Origin of the sequence: Streptomyces sp. NPDC006435 (assembly GCF_040612315.1) — a bacterium.
In the GTDB taxonomy this organism is placed as follows: domain Bacteria; phylum Actinomycetota; class Actinomycetes; order Streptomycetales; family Streptomycetaceae; genus Streptomyces.
The window spans coordinates 53,668-70,287 of sequence record NZ_JBEXPY010000035.1; the positions used below are offsets into that span (position 1 = coordinate 53,668).

The window sequence follows — 16,620 nt, forward strand, 5'->3', positions numbered from 1 at the left end:
CCCGGGCGACGCCCGCGAACCGGTCGGCCGGACGGACGTCCCGGTCGGCGTCCCCGGTGCGCCCGTCTCAGTACATGCTCAGCAGCTGCTCCACCGAGAGTTCGGCGGGCGGCTCCCCGTCGGGCAGGGCCAGTTCGAACCAGACGGTCTTGCCGCGCGGGGTCCGCCGCGAGCCCCAGGCCACGCTCATCAGCCCGACTAGCTGGAGGCCGCGGCCGCCCTCGTCCGTGTCGCGCGCCCGGCGGCGGCGCGGCTGGACCAGGCCCGCGTCCCACACCTCGCACACCAGGGTGCGGTCGCGCAGCAGCCGGAGCCTGATCTCGCCCTCGCCGTACCGCAGGGCGTTGGTGACCAGCTCGCTGACCAGCAGTTCGGTGGTGTCGACCAGTTCGTCCAGGTCCCAGGCGAGGAGCCGGCCCCGGGCCAGTTCGCGGGCGCGGCCGACGGAGCGGGGTTCGCGGGGCAGCACCCAGTCGCCGACCGCGTCGTCCGGCAGCCCCTGGACTCGGGCCACCAGCAGGGCGATGTCGTCCTCGCCGTGCCGGGTGTCGAGGGTGGACAGCACTTGGTCGCAGATTTCCTCGACGGGCCGCTCGGGTTCCACGAGCGCTCCGCGCAGGGCGTCCAGCCCCTCGTCGAGCGGGTGGTGGCGGGATTCCACGAGGCCGTCGGTGTAGAGGGCGAGCAGGGCGCCCTCCCCCAGCTCGACCTCGACCTCCTCGAAGGGTTCGCCGCCGACGCCGAGCGGCATCCCGGGCGGGACGTCGAGCAGCACGGCGGGCCGGCCGGGCTCGGCCACGGCGGGCGGGAGGTGACCGGCGTTGGCGAAGGTGCACCGCCGGGTGACCGGGTCGTAGACCGCGTACACGCAGGTCGCCAGGTAGACCTCGGAGAGGTCCGCCTCGCGGGACTTGTGGGCGGCCCGGGAGGGCCACTGGGAGCCGCCGCGGGAGGGGCCGGAGCCGCCGGAGGTGCCCAGTCCGCGGGCGACCTCGTCGAGTGCGGAGAGCACCTCGGCGGGTTCCAGGTCCAGCAGGGCCAGGGTCCGTACGGCGGTGCGCAGTTCGCCCATCGCCACGGCGGCCCGCAGTCCGCGGCCCATGACGTCGCCGACGACGAGGGCGGTGCGGTGGCCGGGGAGTTCGATGACGTCGAACCAGTCGCCGCCCACCTCGGTGGCCGTGTTCCCGGGGAGGTAGCGGCAGGCGATGTCGAGTCCGGCGGCCACCGGGTCGCCGGGGGGCAGCAGGCTGCGCTGGAGGATCAGCGCGCGTTCGTGCTCGCGCCGGTAGAGGCGGGCGTTGTCGATGCAGACCGCGGCGCGGGCGGCGAGTTCGGTGGCCAGTGCGCGGTCCCGTTCGCCGAAGGGCTCGCTGCCCTTGGTGCGGGAGAACCGCACCAGGCCGACCACCGTGTCGTGGGCGACCATCGGCACGGCGAGCGTGGACTGCACGAAGCCCCGGTCGTCGCCGGGGACGTCCTCGACGCGGCCGGTGCGCAGGGCGATGGCGCAGGGCGAGTTGAACGAGAAGCGGTGCACGGCGCCGAGCGCGGGCCCGTCGGCGGCGTCGGTCTCCGGCAGGGCGTCCGACACCGCGCTGGCCAGGGCGACCCGGCGCAGCTCCGCGGAGCCGCCGACGGATTCCTGACGGAGCGAGTCCCAGCTGCCGGGCGGGGCGTCGTCGCCGGTCAGCATCCCCTGGTACAGGTCGACGGAGGCGAGGTCGCAGAAGCCGGGCACGGCGACGTCGAGGAGTTCGCGGGCGGTGGTCTCCAGGTCGAGGGAGTTGCCGATGCGGGCGCTGGCCTCGTTGAGCAGGGCGAGGTTGCGGCGGGCGCTGGCGGCCTCGCGGGCGGCGATGTGCCTGCGGGTGACGTCGGTGGCCAGCCCGGCGATGCCGGCGGGGCGGCCGGAACCGCTGTGCACCCGGTAGAGGTTCACGGACCAGTACCGGCTGCCGGGTTCGCCGGGGGCGGTGCCGACGAGCTGGAGGTCGGTGACGGAGGTGCCGGTCTCCAGTACGCGTTCGAGGCTGGCGGTGAGCCGGTCGGCCTCGGGGCGGGAGAGGTAGTCCTCGACGGTGCGGCCGCGGTGGTCGTCGGCCCGGCCGCCGAAGACGGTGGCGAAGCGCTGGTTGGCCCGGATCACCGTGAGGTCGGTGCCGAACAGCACGAAGCCGAAGGGTGACTGGCCGAATATGGCCTGTGAGGCGGCGAGGTCGGTCTCGATGCGGCGCAGGGCCCGGACGTCCACGACGATGCAGATCGCGGCCCGTTCCCCGTGTTCCGTCTCGCTCGGCATCACATAGATCTCGGCGAGGCCGTGCACGGTGTCCTCGTCCGGCATCCGGAAGGGGACGAGGCCCGTCCATTCCCGGCCGTCGAGGATCTCGTCGATCCGGCGCCGGCCGTCGCCGTGCAGACCGTCGGGCAGGAACGCCTCGACCGGGTCCATGCCCACGGCCTTGTCCGCGGAAATGCCGAAGAGGCCGGCTGCCCGGCGGCTCCACTGCTCGATCAGGCCGTCGGGGCCGATCGAGAAGGAGGCGACTCTGATGTAGTCGTAGATCGAGCCGGGCGGGCTTGTCTGCCACATGACATCGCCCGCCGTCCCAGGTATTTCGCTCACGCGACCGTCCCCTCCAGCTCACACACCGGACCGGTCCTGCCCGCAGTATTCAGCACTACGGCCTCTTCCGACACGGCGTTCACGATCACAGCACGGTCTCAGTCCCTTTCGTCCAGGTTCCTTCGGACCTCCGTGATCGCTGTGCGTCCCACCCCACTCCTAACCAGGCAGGGCCAGCTCGAACCACACCGTCTTGCCAGTCTTTCCCTGTCTGGTCCCCCAGCGCCGCGCCGTACAGGCCACGAGCTGCAGCCCCCTGCCGCCCTCGTCGTCGGGTCCCGCCGCGCGTTCGGTGGGCGGATCCGGAAGCGGATCGGAGACCTCCACCAGCAGTCCGGGCCGGGCGGCGGGCCCGCCGCCGTCGGGGTCCGGCCTCAGCAACCGTACGCCGATGGGACCCGATGTATACCGCATGGAGTTGGTCACCAACTCGCTGACCAGCAGAACCGTCACATCGGCGACACCGGCGTCGAGCCCCCAGGCGCTCAGTGCCTCGTGAACCGCGTGCCGCGCGGATCGAACGGCGCCCGGCACAGCCGGGAAGGTCCACTCGGCGCTGTCGCCTGCGGTGTCGATCACGCCGATCACTTCCCAAGACCAGCAAAGAAGAACGCCTCGCCTGCGAGGACTAATCAGCACATACCCGATAATCGGGGTGAACTATCGTCGGCATCGACACGTGGGGCGTACGGGTGTATGACCGCGCGCACGAACGGGGGGACACCGGGGCGGGGGCGCACGACCGCCCGGCACGCGCCGCCGAGATGGTGCTTGCCTCGGTCAACCACCTGCCCGGCGCCCCCGTACGCCCTGCCGTCGCACCCAACCCCGATCACCCCGGGCGCACCGTCGCACTCCGGCGCACGCGGGGTGGACGTGGCGGGCGGGAACGCGCCGACGAACGGCCCCGGGGAGACCCGCGCCGCCCCGCGGCCGTCCGACGGTCCGGCGGGGCGGCCCGCAGGTCCGCCGGACCGCCCCGTCCGGAGGCCACCCGACGGGCCCTCAGCCGGTGCGCAGGGCCACGTAGCCGCACAGCGCGTCGAGCGCGCGACGGGCCGGACACTGCGGCAGCAGGGCCAGCTCGGCCCGTGCCGCGTCCAGCCGCCCGTGCAGCAGGTCCCGCGCCCGCGCGGGCGCGGGCGAGGCCCGGAAGAGTTCCAGCGCGCGCCGTCTGGCCCCGGCCCCCTCGACCGGACCGTCCGCCAGCAGCTCCCGCAGTTCGGCTCCTTCCGGGCTCGTGTCCTGCCGGGCGAGGAGCACCGGCAGGCTCGGCACGCCCGCCATCAGGTCCTTGCCCTGCTCCTTGCCGGTGCGCGCGGCGGGGGCGTCCAGGTCGAGCAGGTCGTCGGATATCTGGAAGGCGACGCCGAGCTGCTTGCCGTATTCCGTGAGGGCCCGGCAGTACCGGTCCGGGGCCCCGGCCTGGAGTGCGCCGATCGCCGTGGCCATGGAGAACAGTGCGGCGGTCTTGCCCTCGGTCACCTGGAAGAAGTGCGCGACGGGGTCCTCGTCCGGCCCCGGTCCCATCAACTCCCCCAGCTGGCCCGCGACCAGCAGGCTCGCGACCTCCGCGTTGAAGCGCACGACCTCCGGCCCCAGGCCGGAGGCGAGCCGGGCCGCACGGGCGAGCAGCCAGTTCCCGCCGGCCACCGCGAGCCGTTCGCCCCAGCGCGCGTTGACGCTCTGGACGCCGTGCCGCATCGTCGCCCCGTCCATCACGTCGTCGTGGTAGAGCGAGGAGATGTGGACGATTTCGGCGATGACGGCGGCCTCGGTGACCCCGTCGCGGAACGACTCGCCGAACTCGGCGCCGAGCAGCACCAGCAACGGCCGCAGCCGCTTGCCGCCCGCCGCGGCGAGATGGGCCGTGAGCGCGGCGACCCGCGGATCGGGGGCGCTGGACACGCAGTCCAGCAGCCGCTTCTCGGTGGCGATCAGTGACTCGGTGATCCTGGTCTCGAACTCCGGTTCTCCGAGGGCCATGTGGCCGAGCAGCTCGGATCCGGGCGGCACCGTGGCGGTCATGCCCTCACCGCATCCACCTGGCGGGCGTCGGCGGTTCGGGGCGCATAAATGTGCGAGTTCATCGTTCGAGCATCCGGTTTCGCTTCGGAACCCGGCAACACCGATGGGCCCTCGACCCTCCTGATGGCATCTTCCTGCCAAATACCTCCGCCGTCGGACGGCATGCACACCCGCACCATCGATCCACGGCAGCTTGCTGCCACTTCCGACCCCGGCCGACCGTCCGTCGGCCGCCCGTCGGCCGAAGGTCTCATCCGCGCAGGACCCGGGACGGACGCGGTGGCGGGGGCGCGGCCGCCAGGGTGGTTCACGACCGCGTGCGCCGCGGGGTCCGGCCACGGCGCACGCGGGGAACGGAGAGGAGTCCGAGATGCCCGAGGGCGTCGTTCCACCCGCCGAGGGGGCGGCTCCCGCCGGTGCCGCCCTCCGGCGCACCCGGCGGTGGCCGGTGCCGACGGCGGCTGCCGCTGCGACTGCGGGAGTGCTCGCGGCGAAGACCGCGGAGCCGCATCTGCCGGGCGCGGCGGACTACATCGGCTCGCTGGGGATCGTGCCGCCGTGGGCCGCCTGGGCGGGTGCGGCGACCGGCCTCGTCGTGGCACTCGCCGCCACGGCGGAGCTGCCCGGCCGGGCCGCCCGTCCGGTGCTGCTGTCCCTCGGCCGGGCCGCCTGTGTCCTGCTGCTGTGGTCGGCCGTCGGCATCGTCTTCGACGTGTTCCGCGCGTTCTTCCGGGTCACCGGGATTCCCGCCGGTGACTTCGCGACCGTGGACTGGCCGGGCTTCCTCACCCGTGCCGCGGCCTTCACCGCGACGCTGCTGCTGGCCCGCTCCACCCTCGCCCTCCGGCGCCGCACCGGGGAGGGCTGCGATCTGTGCGGGCTGCGCCCCGGCGAGCGGGACCGGCCGGCGGGCCGGCTCGGGTACACCGCGTTCGGACTGGCCTTCGTCTACCCGGGCGTGAAGTATTACTGGTGGGCGGGGGGCGGCATCGGCCGTCCCGGCCGATACACCGAGGGATTCCCGGTCATGGAGACCATGCTGCTGGTCGGGGGCGGGGTGCTGTCCCTGGCCCTGGTGAGTTCGTGGGGGCTCGTCCACCCGTCCTGGGTGCCGTTCCTGGCCGGTCGCAGGGTGCCCCGCAGGCTGCTGCTCTTCTGCGGCTGGGGCCTGTCGGCGGCCCTGCTGCTCCAGGGCCTGATCCCGGTGTTCGCCTCGGTCAACCACCTGCTCGGCGGCCCGGACCTGCCCTTCGACTCCGGCAGCGCGAACTCCTGGGTGATCCTGGCGGTGTACGGCGGCTGGGCCCTGTTCGGGCTCGCGCTGCTCGGCGCCACCCTCGCGTACGGGCGCCGTACCCGGGCCGTGTGCCGGCTGTGCGGCGAATGACGCCCCCGGCCCGTCCGGACGTACTGCTCGCCCTGGCCGTCGCCGTTCCGGTCGGCGGCTGGACGCTGCTGCTGCTGTGGCTGGCGCTGCCGGGCGCGTGGGCGCCGCTGCTCGCCCCCGCGGTGGTCGTCGGCCACGCGGCGGGGGCGTGGCGGCGCTCCGCGCCCACCGGGTCCTTCGTGGTGACGAGCCTGGCCTGCGCGGTGCAGGTCGCCGTGCTGCCCGGGGATCTCCCGCTGCTGCCCTCGCTGCTCGCCTTCCCGCTGTCGCTGTTCGCGTACTGCGCGCACGGCGGCCGGCGGGCCCCCGGCACGGCGCTGGTGGTGGGCGTGGCGGGGTCGGGCACGGTCGCGCTGCGGGCCGCCCTGTCCGCACGGGTGCAGCTGCCGCCGGCGTTCCTGGCCGGTTTCCTGCTGGCGATCGTGCTGGTGGCCTTCAGCCTCGGTCTGTTCCGCCGTGTCCAACTGGCGTACGTCGGCGAGCTGGAGCACCGCGCGGCCCGCGCGGAGGCCGAGCGCGAGGAGCGGGCCCGCCGGGCCGCACTGGACGAACGCGCCAGGATCGCCCGGGAGATGCACGACCTCGTCGCGCACTCCCTCTCCGTCATCGTCAGCCAGGCGCAGGGCGGCCGGTACGCGGCACGCGCCCGGCCGGAACGCGCCGCGGAGGTGCTGCGCACCGTCGAGGAGGCGGGACGTCAGGCGCTCACGGACATGCGCGGGCTGCTGGGCGTGCTGCGCGGGGGCGACGGCGGCGGCGACGGTCTCGGCCCGCAGCCCGACCTCTCCCGGCTGCCCGAACTGCTGGACCGCGTACGGGAGTCGGGGCTGTCCGTCGACTTCGCCGGGACCGGCACGCCCGGCCGGCTCACCCCGGCCGCCGAGCTGGCCGCGTACCGGCTGGTGCAGGAGGCCCTGACGAACACCCTCAAGCACGCCGGGGCCGGGGCCCGTTGCCGTATACGGTTCCACTGGTCGGACGACCGGGTGGAGATCGAGGTGCGTGACGACGGAAGCGGCCCCCGGCCCGGTGACGGGGCGGGGCACGGGCTGGTCGGGATGCGGGAGCGGATGGCCGTCGCCGGCGGTTCCGTCACCACGGGCGCGGCGCCCGGAGGCGGCTTCCTGGTCAGCGCCCTGCTGCCGCGCCGGGCCGTGACCACCGGTGAGGAACGGGAGAGGGCATGACGATCCGGGTGTTCTTCGTCGACGACCAGGCGATGGTGCGGGCCGGGTTCGTCATGGTGGTCGAGGCGCAGGACGACATGACGGTCGTCGGCGAGGCGGGGGACGGTGCGCAGGCCCTGGAACTGCTGGAGGTCACCGCCGCCGACGTCGTGCTGATGGACGTGCGGATGCCCCGGATGGACGGGGTGGAGGCGACCCGGCGGCTGCTGCGCAGGCCCGATCCGCCGAAGGTCCTCGTGCTGACCACGTTCGACGTCGACGAGCACGCCTTCGCCGCGCTGCGGGCCGGGGCCAGCGGTTTCCTGGTCAAGGACGCGCCCGCCGAGGACCTGCTGTCCGCGATCCGTACCGTGCACCGCGGCGACGCGGTGATCTCGCCGACCACCACCCGGCGGCTGCTGGCCGAGGTGGCGCCGGACCTGCCGGTTCCGGTGTCCGGCCCCGATCCGCTGGCCGCGCTCACCGAGCGGGAGCGCGAGGTGCTGCTGCTGATCACCCGCGGCGCCTCCAACGCGGCCATCGCGAAGGAACTGTTCCTCTCCGAGGGGACGGTGAAGACCCATGTCGGCCGACTGCTCTCGAAGCTCGGCCTGCGCGACCGGGTGCACGTGGTGATCTTCGCGTACGAGCACCGGCTGGTGCGTCCCGGCCGGTGAGTGCTCCGGACCGGCGCCGGGCGGGGCACCGCGGGACGGTTCGGCCGGAGGGCCCGGACCGGCCGAAACGGCTCCGGACCCCCGTGCCCCGGTGGCTCTCGGAAGGGGCGGCCACCGGTGGGTGAGGTTCCGGCGCGTGGGGAAGGCGCTTCACCCGACAGGCATCGAACCCGGACCGGCCGAACACGGCAACGCCTCCTACAGGAAGCTGCGAGGCGACCACTGGGTGATCACTCCGTGCGATTCAGGGGCCAGGAATATAGAGGAGGGATAGATATCTCGCCAATCCTTGTCCCCGACCTTGCGGGGGAACCGGCCCGAGAAGGAGGGGACCATGAGTCATGACACGGCACCGGATCCGACGATGGTGGCCGAGGGGGAAAGCCTGGCCCGGCCTCGGCGGGAGGACCCGGACTGGGCCGACGCGCAGATGTACGCAAGGGCGGTGAACACCTCCTGTCTGGAGCCGTGGCTCGCCGAGCGCGCCACGGTTCTGGGCGACCGTTCCCTCGCCGACGACCAGGGCATGCGCTGGGCCAGCCTGCTCGCCGCGTTCATCGACGGCATGCACAGCGCCCTGCCGCCCAAGGGCGAGGGCCAGGGGGCTGTCCCGTAATCCCCCGGCGGGCGCACGTGCCCCGGCATGATCCGGACGAAAGCCCCTGGCCGAAGCCGTGCCCTTCGAGCGCCGGACGGGTCCACATCCCCGGCCCGCCCGGCGCTCAAGGGGCTGCTCGTGATTCCTGACGGATTCGGCACGCCGTTTCGGGCGCGGGGCGCCGCGGGGGCGGCGGTGTCCCGGTGCTCCCGGCCGCCGCTCAGCGGGCGAGCAGTCTGACCAGTGGGGAGCAACGGTACTCGCAGGAATCGGCCGGTCCCTGCCCGGCGTCGATCTCCAGCAGCCACGCCTCCGCCAGCGCGTCCAGGGCCGTCCGCGTCCGCTCCTCGGACCACCGCAGCCGTTTCGCCGCCTGCTCCGCGGTGAAGAAACCGGGTTCGGCGCCGGCCAGGGCGCGCAGCACCGGGCGCAGGCTCGGTTCGAGCTGGAGGACACTCGTCCGCAGCGCGGCCCGCAGGTCGAGACTGCCCTCGGACCACTCGTCGTGGCCCCCCTGCCCCGGGTCCAGCCGGGCCACCAGCCGGGCCACGGGCCACTGCGGCCGGGCCGCGAGCCGGGCCGCGCAGATCCGCAGGGCCAGGGGCAGGCCGTCGCACAGCTCCACCAGGCGCCCGGTCGCCTCGGGTTCGGCGTCGAGCCGGGCCGCGCCGACGACCGACACGATCAGCTGCCGGGCCGCCGCGTCGTCGAGCCGGCCGACCGGCACCGCCCGCACCCCCTCCAGCGAGGCCATCGCGCTGCGGCTGGTGATCAGCATCCGGCAGCTCTCGCCGCTGGCCAGCAGCGGGCGCACCTGGCGGTCGTCCACCGCGTTGTCGAGCACGACCAGGACCCGGCGCCGCGCCAGCACGCTGCGGTACAGCTGGGCCCGCTCGTCCAGGGTGTCGGGCAGGTCGCCGCGTACCGGGATCAGCGCCCGCAGGAACGAACCGAGCACGTCCAGCGGGTTCTTGGCGCTGCCGTCCTCCCGGCGCAGGTCGATGTAGAGCTGCCCCTGCCGGAAGTCGTCCCGGCAGACGTGCCCGGCGCGCACGGCCAGGGCGGACTTCCCGGCCCCGGCCGCGCCGACCAGCACGACACCGCGGTGGGAGCCGCCGGAGCCGCGCAACCCCTCCAGCACCTCGGCCAGTTCGGCGCCGTGCCCGACGAAGTCGGTGGTGTCCATCGGCAGCATGGCCGGCACCAGTCCGGTCCAGGGGCTCGGTGCCGTGTTGCTGGCGACCGTGAGCGCCTCGGCGGCGGCGGGCGCGGCCAGCTCCTCCAGCAGCACCGCCCGGTGCAGTTCGCGCAGCGCGGGCCCCGGGTCCACCCCCAGCTCCTGCTGGAGGACCTGACGGCCCTGCTCGTACACCCGCAGCGCGTCCATCTGCCGGCCGCAGCGGTACAGGGCGGTCATCAGGTGCCCGCGCAGCGACTCCCGGGTGGGGTGCTCCACCACCAGCCGGGTCAGTTCGGGCAGCGCCCGGCTGTGCCGCCCCAGTTCGAGCTCGGCCTCGATGCGGTTCTCGACCACGGCCAGCCGGGACTCCTCCAGGGCGGGGAGCTCGGCGCGGGCCAGGAACTCGGTCACGTCCGACAGGGCGGGCCCGTTCCACAGCTCCAGTGCCGTTCCCAGGCAGGCGGACGCCTCCGCGTAGCGGTTGTTCTGCAGGTCGTCGCGGCCCTGCTCGGCGAGTTGCCGGAACACGTCCCAGTCGAACCAGGCGTCGCCGAGCGCCAGGTGGTAGCCCCGGTGCTTGCGTGCCAGCCGCAGTTCGGGCCCGCAGATCCGGCGCAGCCGCGAGATGTACGTGTAGAGCTGGGCCGACCGGGTGGCGGGCGGGGCGGCGTCCCACAGCAGTTCGCTGAGCCACAGGTCGGAGGCGTACCGGCCGGGCGAGATGAGGAGAGCGGCGAGGACCGTGCGCTGCTTGGCGGCGGTCAGCGGGATGCGCACCCCCGACGCCCACATCTCGGTCGGGCCCAGGATCCTGAACTCCAGCTCGGATCCGGTGCCTTGTCCGCGTGTCATTCAGCAGACCGCCCGCCCTCAGGAGGCAGGGATCTCACGTGTCCGACGCCTCGCCGAGGCGCAGTGCCGCGTCCATGACCGCGCTGCCGTACTCCCGGGCCGGCTCGTCGGTGATCAGCCCGACCGGGCCGGACAGGCAGAGCGCGGCGACGACCCGGCCGCCCGGTCCGCGCACCGGGGCCGTCAGCTCGGCGGAGCCCCGGCCCCGTTCCCCGAAGCTCTGTGCCCAGCCCCGCCGGCGCACCCCGGCGAGCACCGTGGCGGTGAAGCGGGCGCCCACCAGCCCCCGGTACAGCACGTCCGGGTCCTCCCAGGCGAGCAGCACCTGGGCGACCGATCCGGAGCGCATCGGGAAGGCCGTGCCCACCGGCACCGTGTCCACCGGCATCGTCAGGGAGTCCACGGCCGCCACGCACAGCAGGCGGTCGTCGCACCGGCGGTAGAGCCGGGCGCTGGCCCCGGTACGGTCGCGCAGCCCCATCAGCACGGAACCGGCCAGCGACAGCATGCGGTCACCGTGCTCCACGACCGCCATCTCCCTCAGCCGGGGCCCCAGCAGGAAGCGGCCCCGGCCATCACGTGTCACCAGCCGCAGCCGTTGCAGCGCCAGTGCCAGCCGGTACGCGGTGGGCCGGGTCAGCCCGGTGAGCCGCACGATCCGCGGCACCGAGGCGGGGCCGTCCTCCAACACGCTCAGCAGCAGCGACGCCTTGTCCAGGACGGCGACACCGCTGTCGTGGTCCAGTGGCGACATCGGGGCGGGAGGCGGGGACGACGGGGAGAGGTACATGGTCACCGTGCACCGGCCGGAGATCCGCTGACGGCCCGGATCAGCGCGTCACGCTGCTCGGCGAGGTAGAAGTGCCCGCCGGGGAAGACCTGTTGGGCATAGCCTCGGGGCGCGACGTCGGCCCAGGCCGACATGTCGGTTTCGGTGACCGCGGGGTCCCGGTCGCCGACGTAGCCGCGGACCGGGCAGCTCACCGGGACGGCGCTCCGCGGCCCGTAGGTGCCCACGATCGTGAAGTCGGCGCGGATCGCGGGCAGCACCAGGGCGCGCAGCGCCGGATCGTCCAGCGACACCCCCTCCAGGCCGCCGAGCCGCTGGATCTCGGCGACCAGCGCGTCGTCGCCCTCCCGGTACAGCGTTCCGGGAACGAGGCGGTGCGGTGCCTTCCGGCTCGACACGTGGAGTCCCTCCAGGCGCACCGAGTGCCGTGCCTCCAGCCGGAGCGCCACCTCGTAGGCCAGCGAGGCGCCCATGCTGTGGCCGAAGATCGACAGCGGCAGGCCCAGGAACGGCAGCAGGGCCTCGGTGACCGCGTCCGCCAGTTCCTCCATCCGGAGCATGAAGGGTTCGGAGGCCCGGACGTGGCGCCCGGGATAGTTGGCCACGAGCACCTCGGTGTCCTGGCCGAACTTCTGTCCCCAGAGGCGGAAGTACGCGGCGGAACCTCCCGCGTGCGGCAGGATCAGCACCCGCCTGCGTGGGGTCACCGCTTCGTATCTGCGGAACCATCCACTGTCGATGCCGAACTTCATCCTTCTTCGCACCTCGCGTCGGCGGTACATCAAACGGTCCGCGGCATGGGGCGGATCCGAATCAACAAGCCTGTTCTAATGCCGGGGTTCCGCCCCGACAACGGGAACTACAGGAAGCTGCCAGCACATACGTTTCACCGCGCGTCGCTTGCGCGCGGACGCGTCCGGCACCCGCGGGTGTGCGGAGCCGGGACGACCGACCGCATGCGCGACACGCGCCGAAGGGCACGCGCCGCGCATGCGGTCGGGTTCCGGGCCGTGACCGGTGTCGTCCGCCCCGGGAGGGGCACCGGTGCCGTGATCGGCGACGCTCGCCCGGGAGGAGCGACTAGGGCGTGTCGATGGAGCCCAGTAACCCCAGCTCCGCCGCCCGCACCCCGGCCTGGAAGCGGGAGCTGGCACCGAGCAGCGTCATGATCTCGGCGACGTACCGGCGGTAGGTGCGCACGGAGACCGTGAGTTCGCGCGCGGCCACCTCGTCGGTCACGCCGGCCCGCAGCGCTCCCAGGATCTGCCGCGCGAGTTCGGCGCGCGAATGGTCCCCGAAGGCTATGTGCCCGTCGGCGGGAACGGCGTTGCGCCAGATTCCCTCATAGAGGGTGTTGAGCGTACGGATGACGTCGGGGACACGGATGAGCGAAGCTCTGCGGCCGGTGGGCGACTCGGCCGCGACCAGCCCGACCGTCCCGTCGACGATGAGCCCCTGGAGGGGCGGTACCCGCGCCACCCGGACCTCGGCGGGCTGTTCCCGGGCGCGTTGGGCCCGGACGAAGTCCTCGTCGATCATCGTCGAGGTGCACAGCAGCCGGATCCGGATCGTGTCCGGTACCGCGTGGAGCAGTTCGTGCAGCGCGCGTTTGGACTCCGCGCCGCAGCTCGGCCCCGCGGCCAGTACCACGTCGATGTTCGTGCGCGACTGGCGCACCAGTTTGCGCGCCTCCGCGACCACCGCTTCCTTGTTGTCGTCCACGGCGGTGATCAGCTGGTCCCACGAAACGCGGTCCCGGTGCTGCTCCACCGTCATCTCGATCATCGCCCGGACCTCCAGCAGGGCCCGTTCTATGGCGTCGGCGTGCGGCTCGCTCCCCGGGACCCTGCCCGGTCGCGCCTCGGGGCCCCCTTGCCCCGGTACGGAATGCCCTCTTACCGCTTCGCCCCGTTCATCCTCCCTCGTCCCGTCTGCAGCCCGTATCGGCCATGCCTCTGATGTCCTGCTCATCCCCGTTGCCCCCGATGAATTCAGCATTCAGGAGTCACTGCATCACGCGGTGCTTCAGCACCGTTCCAGCAGCCCCAGTTCCACGGCACGCACTCCCGCCTGGAAGCGGGAGTTCGCCCCGAGTTCGCGCATGATCTCCGCGACGTGTCGACGGTACGTGCGCAACGACACATCTATCTCGCGTGCGGCCACATCGTCGGTGTGTCCCTCGCGGAGCTTCTCCAGGATCCGGCGCGCGAGAGTGGTGCGCAGGCTGCGGTCCAGGCGGAGTTCGTCGGCGAGCGGGCGGGCGCTCGTCCACGTCCCGGCGAAGAGCAGGTCGAGCGCGCCGACGGCCGCCGGATCGGTGATGATCGCGGCGTGCCTGGCCCCCGTCTCGGTACCCGACTGCACGAGGGCGGTGCGCCCGTCGATGATCAGCGCCTCGCGCAACTCGCCCTTCGTGATGCGGATCTCGAGATTCGTCTCTCCGAACGCGTCGCAGAAGTTCGGCGACATGTGCAGCGTGCCGCCCGCCGCCAGCAGCCGTACGGCGAGCCGGCTCCGGCCGCCCCGGCCCGTCGGCGGCAGGTCCGCGACGGAGGCCGCGAGCGCGGAGCAGACGGCGATTGAATGGGCCCGGCCCCCCGTCACCGCCACGTGGGCCGAGTAGCGCGCCCCCGCCATCAGCTGCCTGATCGCCTCGCCGATCGACCGGTCGTCGGCCCGCACCACCAGCGAGGCGCCACCGGGCCTCTGACGGTGCAGGGATACCGAGGACTCGATCAGGGCGCGGGCCTGCAGGAGTGCCCGCTCGACATTATCCGCGCGTTCCAGTCCCTCCGGAGCATCCGCCACCGTACTCATTTTTCGGCCACCCGTCCCCTACTGCGCTGTCCCGGGATGACAGTTGACCTCGCCAGATTTTAATCCGCTCCGAGGAAGAGTCTTCAACCCGAATAAGGTTGAATCAGAAGCCAATTAACGCAAACCCGAGCAACACATATACGCCACGATCAACTTGACTCGACATTAGATCGCCGAGCGCGAACCAGTCAACGGCGGTCCGGTCCAAGCGGACCGAAAGGGTCCGCACCATCGCCCTTCCCCGGCCGCCCCACGGCCCCGCCCCCCGAAAATGTCATCAAGCTGCATCCGGAACCGGAAACCGAGTGACCTGCATTCCGCTTACGCTGCGGTACGCTTCCGGGCGACTACACACCGGATTCACAACTGTCCCATAGAGGCCACCGTTCCCTCACAGGACCGATGCACGACCTAGGCTCGCTCCGTGAACGAGCCCCCCGCCCCCACCATGTCCGAAGTCCTCGTGCACGGGTGGCGTGTTGCGGACAAGTGGCCCGATCCCGACGCCCTCGCCCTGCTCGACGCCGCCGAACGCGAGCGTCTGAGCCATATCACCCACCCCCTCCAGGCCGCCCAGTTCGCCGCCGGCCGCGCGGGCGCCCGGGGCATATTGTCCCGACTACTTCAGGTCAGTCCGCACGACATCAGGTTTGGGCGCGCGACTTGCCCGGAATGCGGCAGCCACCATCACGGCCCACCGGTCATCGACCACCCGAAAACCCCCTTCCGGATCAGCCTCTCGCACTCCGAGGGCTATTGCCTGTTCGCGATCGCCCGGGTGCCGGTGGGGGTCGACGTGGAGGGCGTACGGGAGATGGACACCGAGGAGCTGGGGCGGATCGCCCTCACCCCCGCCGAACGGCGCCACGTCCGCGCCTTCCCGCCGGGCCGGGCGCGCCACCGGGCCTTCCTGCGCTGCTGGACCCGGAAGGAGGCGGTGCTGAAGGCCGTCGGAACCGGCATCACGGGCGATCTGACCACCGTCGAGACCCGCCCCGACGTCCCCGGCCCCGCGACGGTGACGGCGGGCGTCGCGGGCACCCCGGGGACCTGGACCCTGAGCGACCTCGCCACGCCCGGGGAGTGGGTGGCAACCGTGGCGGTACCTTCACGCGTCCCCATGACCGTGCGCCTTCACCGTCCGTCAGCAGTTTCGTTTTCAATTTCCTCGGATCACAACCAATGAACAAAGCTCAACTTATGCTCAAGTCCGGTCGCTTTTCCAGGTCTTGACCAATGGCACGGCCCACCGGGGACCGGCACCCGCATAACGGTCTACGCAATACCGTGTTCCACGGGAGTACGGCAAAAGAACACCCCGGCGACGACTGCCGTCATCGTTGCCGGGGAGGATTGGTCCAGTGCTTCTCCGCACCGCACCGAGAATAATGAATCTGCATTCAAAGAATTCATCCGGCCGCGCCTTCCGGGGCCGCCGGAGATCGATACGGCTTACGCAATCAATATGCGGCCGGTACCCGGATTCACGGGGAACCGCCGGGAGGGCGTGGACCGGAGCGGTCCGGTCCACGCCGGCGACGACGGGCCGGGACGGCTCAGACCAGCGTGCCCGACGCCTTCAGGTCGTCGAAGAGCAGTTGGTCGACCGGCGGGACGAGCGGCCGGTCGGCGTAGGAGAACCAGGCCATCTCCTCGATCTCGTTGCTGACGGCCAGCGTTCCGCGGTAGTCGCCGAGGTAACAGCTCATGCGCACCACCACACCGTCCGGATGGCCGTGCGCCTGCGCCTCGTACGTCCCCAGGTGCGACACCGTGGCCGGCAGGATGGCCACGGCCAGCTCCTCCTCGACCTCGCGGAGCAGGGTCTCCAGGTCGGTCTCCCGCCCCTCCCGCTTCCCGCCGGGGATGTAGAAGACGTCCTTCCCCCGCGAACGCGCGCAGAGGATCCTGCCGTTCTCCACCCGCACCCATGCCACCGTGTCGATCAGGCCCGACATCTCTCCGCCTTCGCTCATGCATTACCTGGCGGACAGGACCTTAACGGGGCACACCGCACGGCCGGGGCGCGGGAGACGGGGCCGACGGAGGGCCCCGGCGCGCGGCGCCCGTCCCGCACCCCACCGGCGCTCCGCGGCGCAGCCCTCAGCCCACCCGCTCCACCCAGTAGAGCTGCTTGTGTCCGTGCGCATCGAGCTTGTCGGCCATCTCCTGGGCCTCGCCCTGTGTGGCATACCTGCCGACGCGGTAGCGGTTGCCGTTGTCGTCCTGCCGTATCACCGACCACGGGAGCGTCGCACCGCTGTCGCTCATCGCGCCCCTCCCCAGCATCGTGCCCCTCCCTCGAACGGCATGCACGTCTCCAAAGATCCCCAGGAATCCGCAGTACGCATATGCCCGAGCCTACGCCTGACCTTCACTCAACGGATACGTAATTACACAAAGAGACACCGAACCGGGGCGGAGGGCGGCCTCTCGACGGAGCCGGAAGGACGCGGCCGCAGGTGCGGGAGCACGCGGGCGGGCATGGAAAAGGGC

Annotated in this window: 15 protein-coding genes; 5 read left to right on the forward strand and 10 right to left on the reverse strand. The window is 72.5% G+C overall.

From position 1 onward, the window contains the following. Nucleotides 1–67: 67 nt before the first annotated feature. The 3 genes from ABZZ04_RS28775 to ABZZ04_RS28785 all read right to left on the reverse strand — a co-directional run bounded on the left by ABZZ04_RS28775 (nucleotide 68) and on the right by ABZZ04_RS28785 (nucleotide 4,657). Nucleotides 68–2,596, reverse strand: coding sequence for a SpoIIE family protein phosphatase (locus tag ABZZ04_RS28775; RefSeq protein WP_356935167.1), 2,529 nt, complete (start codon nucleotides 2,594–2,596; stop codon nucleotides 68–70). Nucleotides 2,597–2,788: 192 nt separating this feature from the next. Further along, nucleotides 2,789–3,217, reverse strand: coding sequence for an ATP-binding protein (locus ABZZ04_RS28780; RefSeq protein ID WP_356935129.1), 429 nt, complete (start codon nucleotides 3,215–3,217; stop codon nucleotides 2,789–2,791). A 417-nt stretch (nucleotides 3,218–3,634) separates the two neighbouring features. Further along, nucleotides 3,635–4,657: a polyprenyl synthetase family protein gene (locus tag ABZZ04_RS28785; protein WP_356935130.1), complete on the reverse strand. Its 1,023-nt coding sequence runs from the start codon at nucleotides 4,655–4,657 to the stop codon at nucleotides 3,635–3,637. A 370-nt stretch (nucleotides 4,658–5,027) separates the two neighbouring features. Here ABZZ04_RS28785 and ABZZ04_RS28790 point away from each other — a divergent pair, with 370 nt between their 5' ends. The 4 genes from ABZZ04_RS28790 (at nucleotide 5,028) to ABZZ04_RS28805 (ending at nucleotide 8,503) form a co-directional block, all read left to right on the forward strand. Then, nucleotides 5,028–6,044: a hypothetical protein gene (locus ABZZ04_RS28790; RefSeq protein WP_356935131.1), complete on the forward strand. Its 1,017-nt coding sequence runs from the start codon at nucleotides 5,028–5,030 to the stop codon at nucleotides 6,042–6,044. Then, nucleotides 6,041–7,231: a histidine kinase gene (locus ABZZ04_RS28795; RefSeq protein WP_356935132.1), complete on the forward strand. Its 1,191-nt coding sequence runs from the start codon at nucleotides 6,041–6,043 to the stop codon at nucleotides 7,229–7,231. Before ABZZ04_RS28790 ends, ABZZ04_RS28795 begins: the two co-directional genes overlap by 4 nt. Next, nucleotides 7,228–7,887 carry a response regulator transcription factor gene (locus tag ABZZ04_RS28800; protein WP_356935133.1) on the forward strand — a complete coding sequence of 220 codons (660 nt, stop codon included), beginning with the start codon at nucleotides 7,228–7,230 and terminating at the stop codon, nucleotides 7,885–7,887. The genes ABZZ04_RS28795 and ABZZ04_RS28800 overlap by 4 nt, the downstream gene beginning before the upstream one ends. A gap of 334 nt (nucleotides 7,888–8,221) precedes the next feature. Continuing rightward, nucleotides 8,222–8,503 (forward strand): hypothetical protein, encoded by a 282-nt coding sequence (locus tag ABZZ04_RS28805; RefSeq protein ID WP_356935134.1) that lies wholly within the window; start codon nucleotides 8,222–8,224, stop codon nucleotides 8,501–8,503. 202 nt (nucleotides 8,504–8,705) lie between these two features. On the opposite strand, the gene ABZZ04_RS28810 is transcribed toward ABZZ04_RS28805, so the two are convergent. From ABZZ04_RS28810 to ABZZ04_RS28830, 5 genes are all read right to left on the reverse strand, one after another. Then, nucleotides 8,706–10,517: a BTAD domain-containing putative transcriptional regulator gene (locus ABZZ04_RS28810; RefSeq protein ID WP_356935135.1), complete on the reverse strand. Its 1,812-nt coding sequence runs from the start codon at nucleotides 10,515–10,517 to the stop codon at nucleotides 8,706–8,708. Between the two features lie 34 nt (nucleotides 10,518–10,551). Further along, the gene (locus ABZZ04_RS28815) at nucleotides 10,552–11,262 is read right to left on the reverse strand and encodes an IclR family transcriptional regulator C-terminal domain-containing protein (protein ID WP_356935168.1); all 711 of its coding nucleotides are present in this window, start codon (nucleotides 11,260–11,262) and stop codon (nucleotides 10,552–10,554) included. A gap of 47 nt (nucleotides 11,263–11,309) precedes the next feature. Then, on the reverse strand, nucleotides 11,310–12,059 hold the full coding sequence (locus tag ABZZ04_RS28820; RefSeq protein WP_356935136.1) for an alpha/beta fold hydrolase: 750 nt from the start codon (nucleotides 12,057–12,059) through the stop codon (nucleotides 11,310–11,312). 328 nt (nucleotides 12,060–12,387) lie between these two features. After that, complete coding sequence (locus tag ABZZ04_RS28825) at nucleotides 12,388–13,092, reverse strand: LuxR family transcriptional regulator (RefSeq protein ID WP_356935137.1); 705 nt, start codon at nucleotides 13,090–13,092, stop codon at nucleotides 12,388–12,390. 240 nt (nucleotides 13,093–13,332) lie between these two features. Further along, nucleotides 13,333–14,115, reverse strand: a complete 783-nt coding sequence (locus ABZZ04_RS28830) for a hypothetical protein (RefSeq protein WP_356935138.1) — start codon at nucleotides 14,113–14,115, stop codon at nucleotides 13,333–13,335. A 433-nt stretch (nucleotides 14,116–14,548) separates the two neighbouring features. Between ABZZ04_RS28830 and ABZZ04_RS28835 the strand changes: the two genes are divergently transcribed. Continuing rightward, entirely contained in the window at nucleotides 14,549–15,310 is a 762-nt protein-coding gene (locus ABZZ04_RS28835) for a 4'-phosphopantetheinyl transferase superfamily protein (RefSeq protein WP_356935139.1), read from the forward strand. 370 nt (nucleotides 15,311–15,680) lie between these two features. Here ABZZ04_RS28835 and ABZZ04_RS28840 read toward each other — a convergent pair whose 3' ends face one another. Together ABZZ04_RS28840 and ABZZ04_RS28845 are read right to left on the reverse strand one after the other, a co-directional pair. Continuing rightward, entirely contained in the window at nucleotides 15,681–16,082 is a 402-nt protein-coding gene (locus tag ABZZ04_RS28840) for an NUDIX domain-containing protein (protein ID WP_356935169.1), read from the reverse strand. Between the two features lie 145 nt (nucleotides 16,083–16,227). Beyond that, entirely contained in the window at nucleotides 16,228–16,413 is a 186-nt protein-coding gene (locus tag ABZZ04_RS28845) for an SPOR domain-containing protein (RefSeq protein ID WP_356935140.1), read from the reverse strand. Between the last annotated feature and the right edge of the window lie 207 nt (nucleotides 16,414–16,620).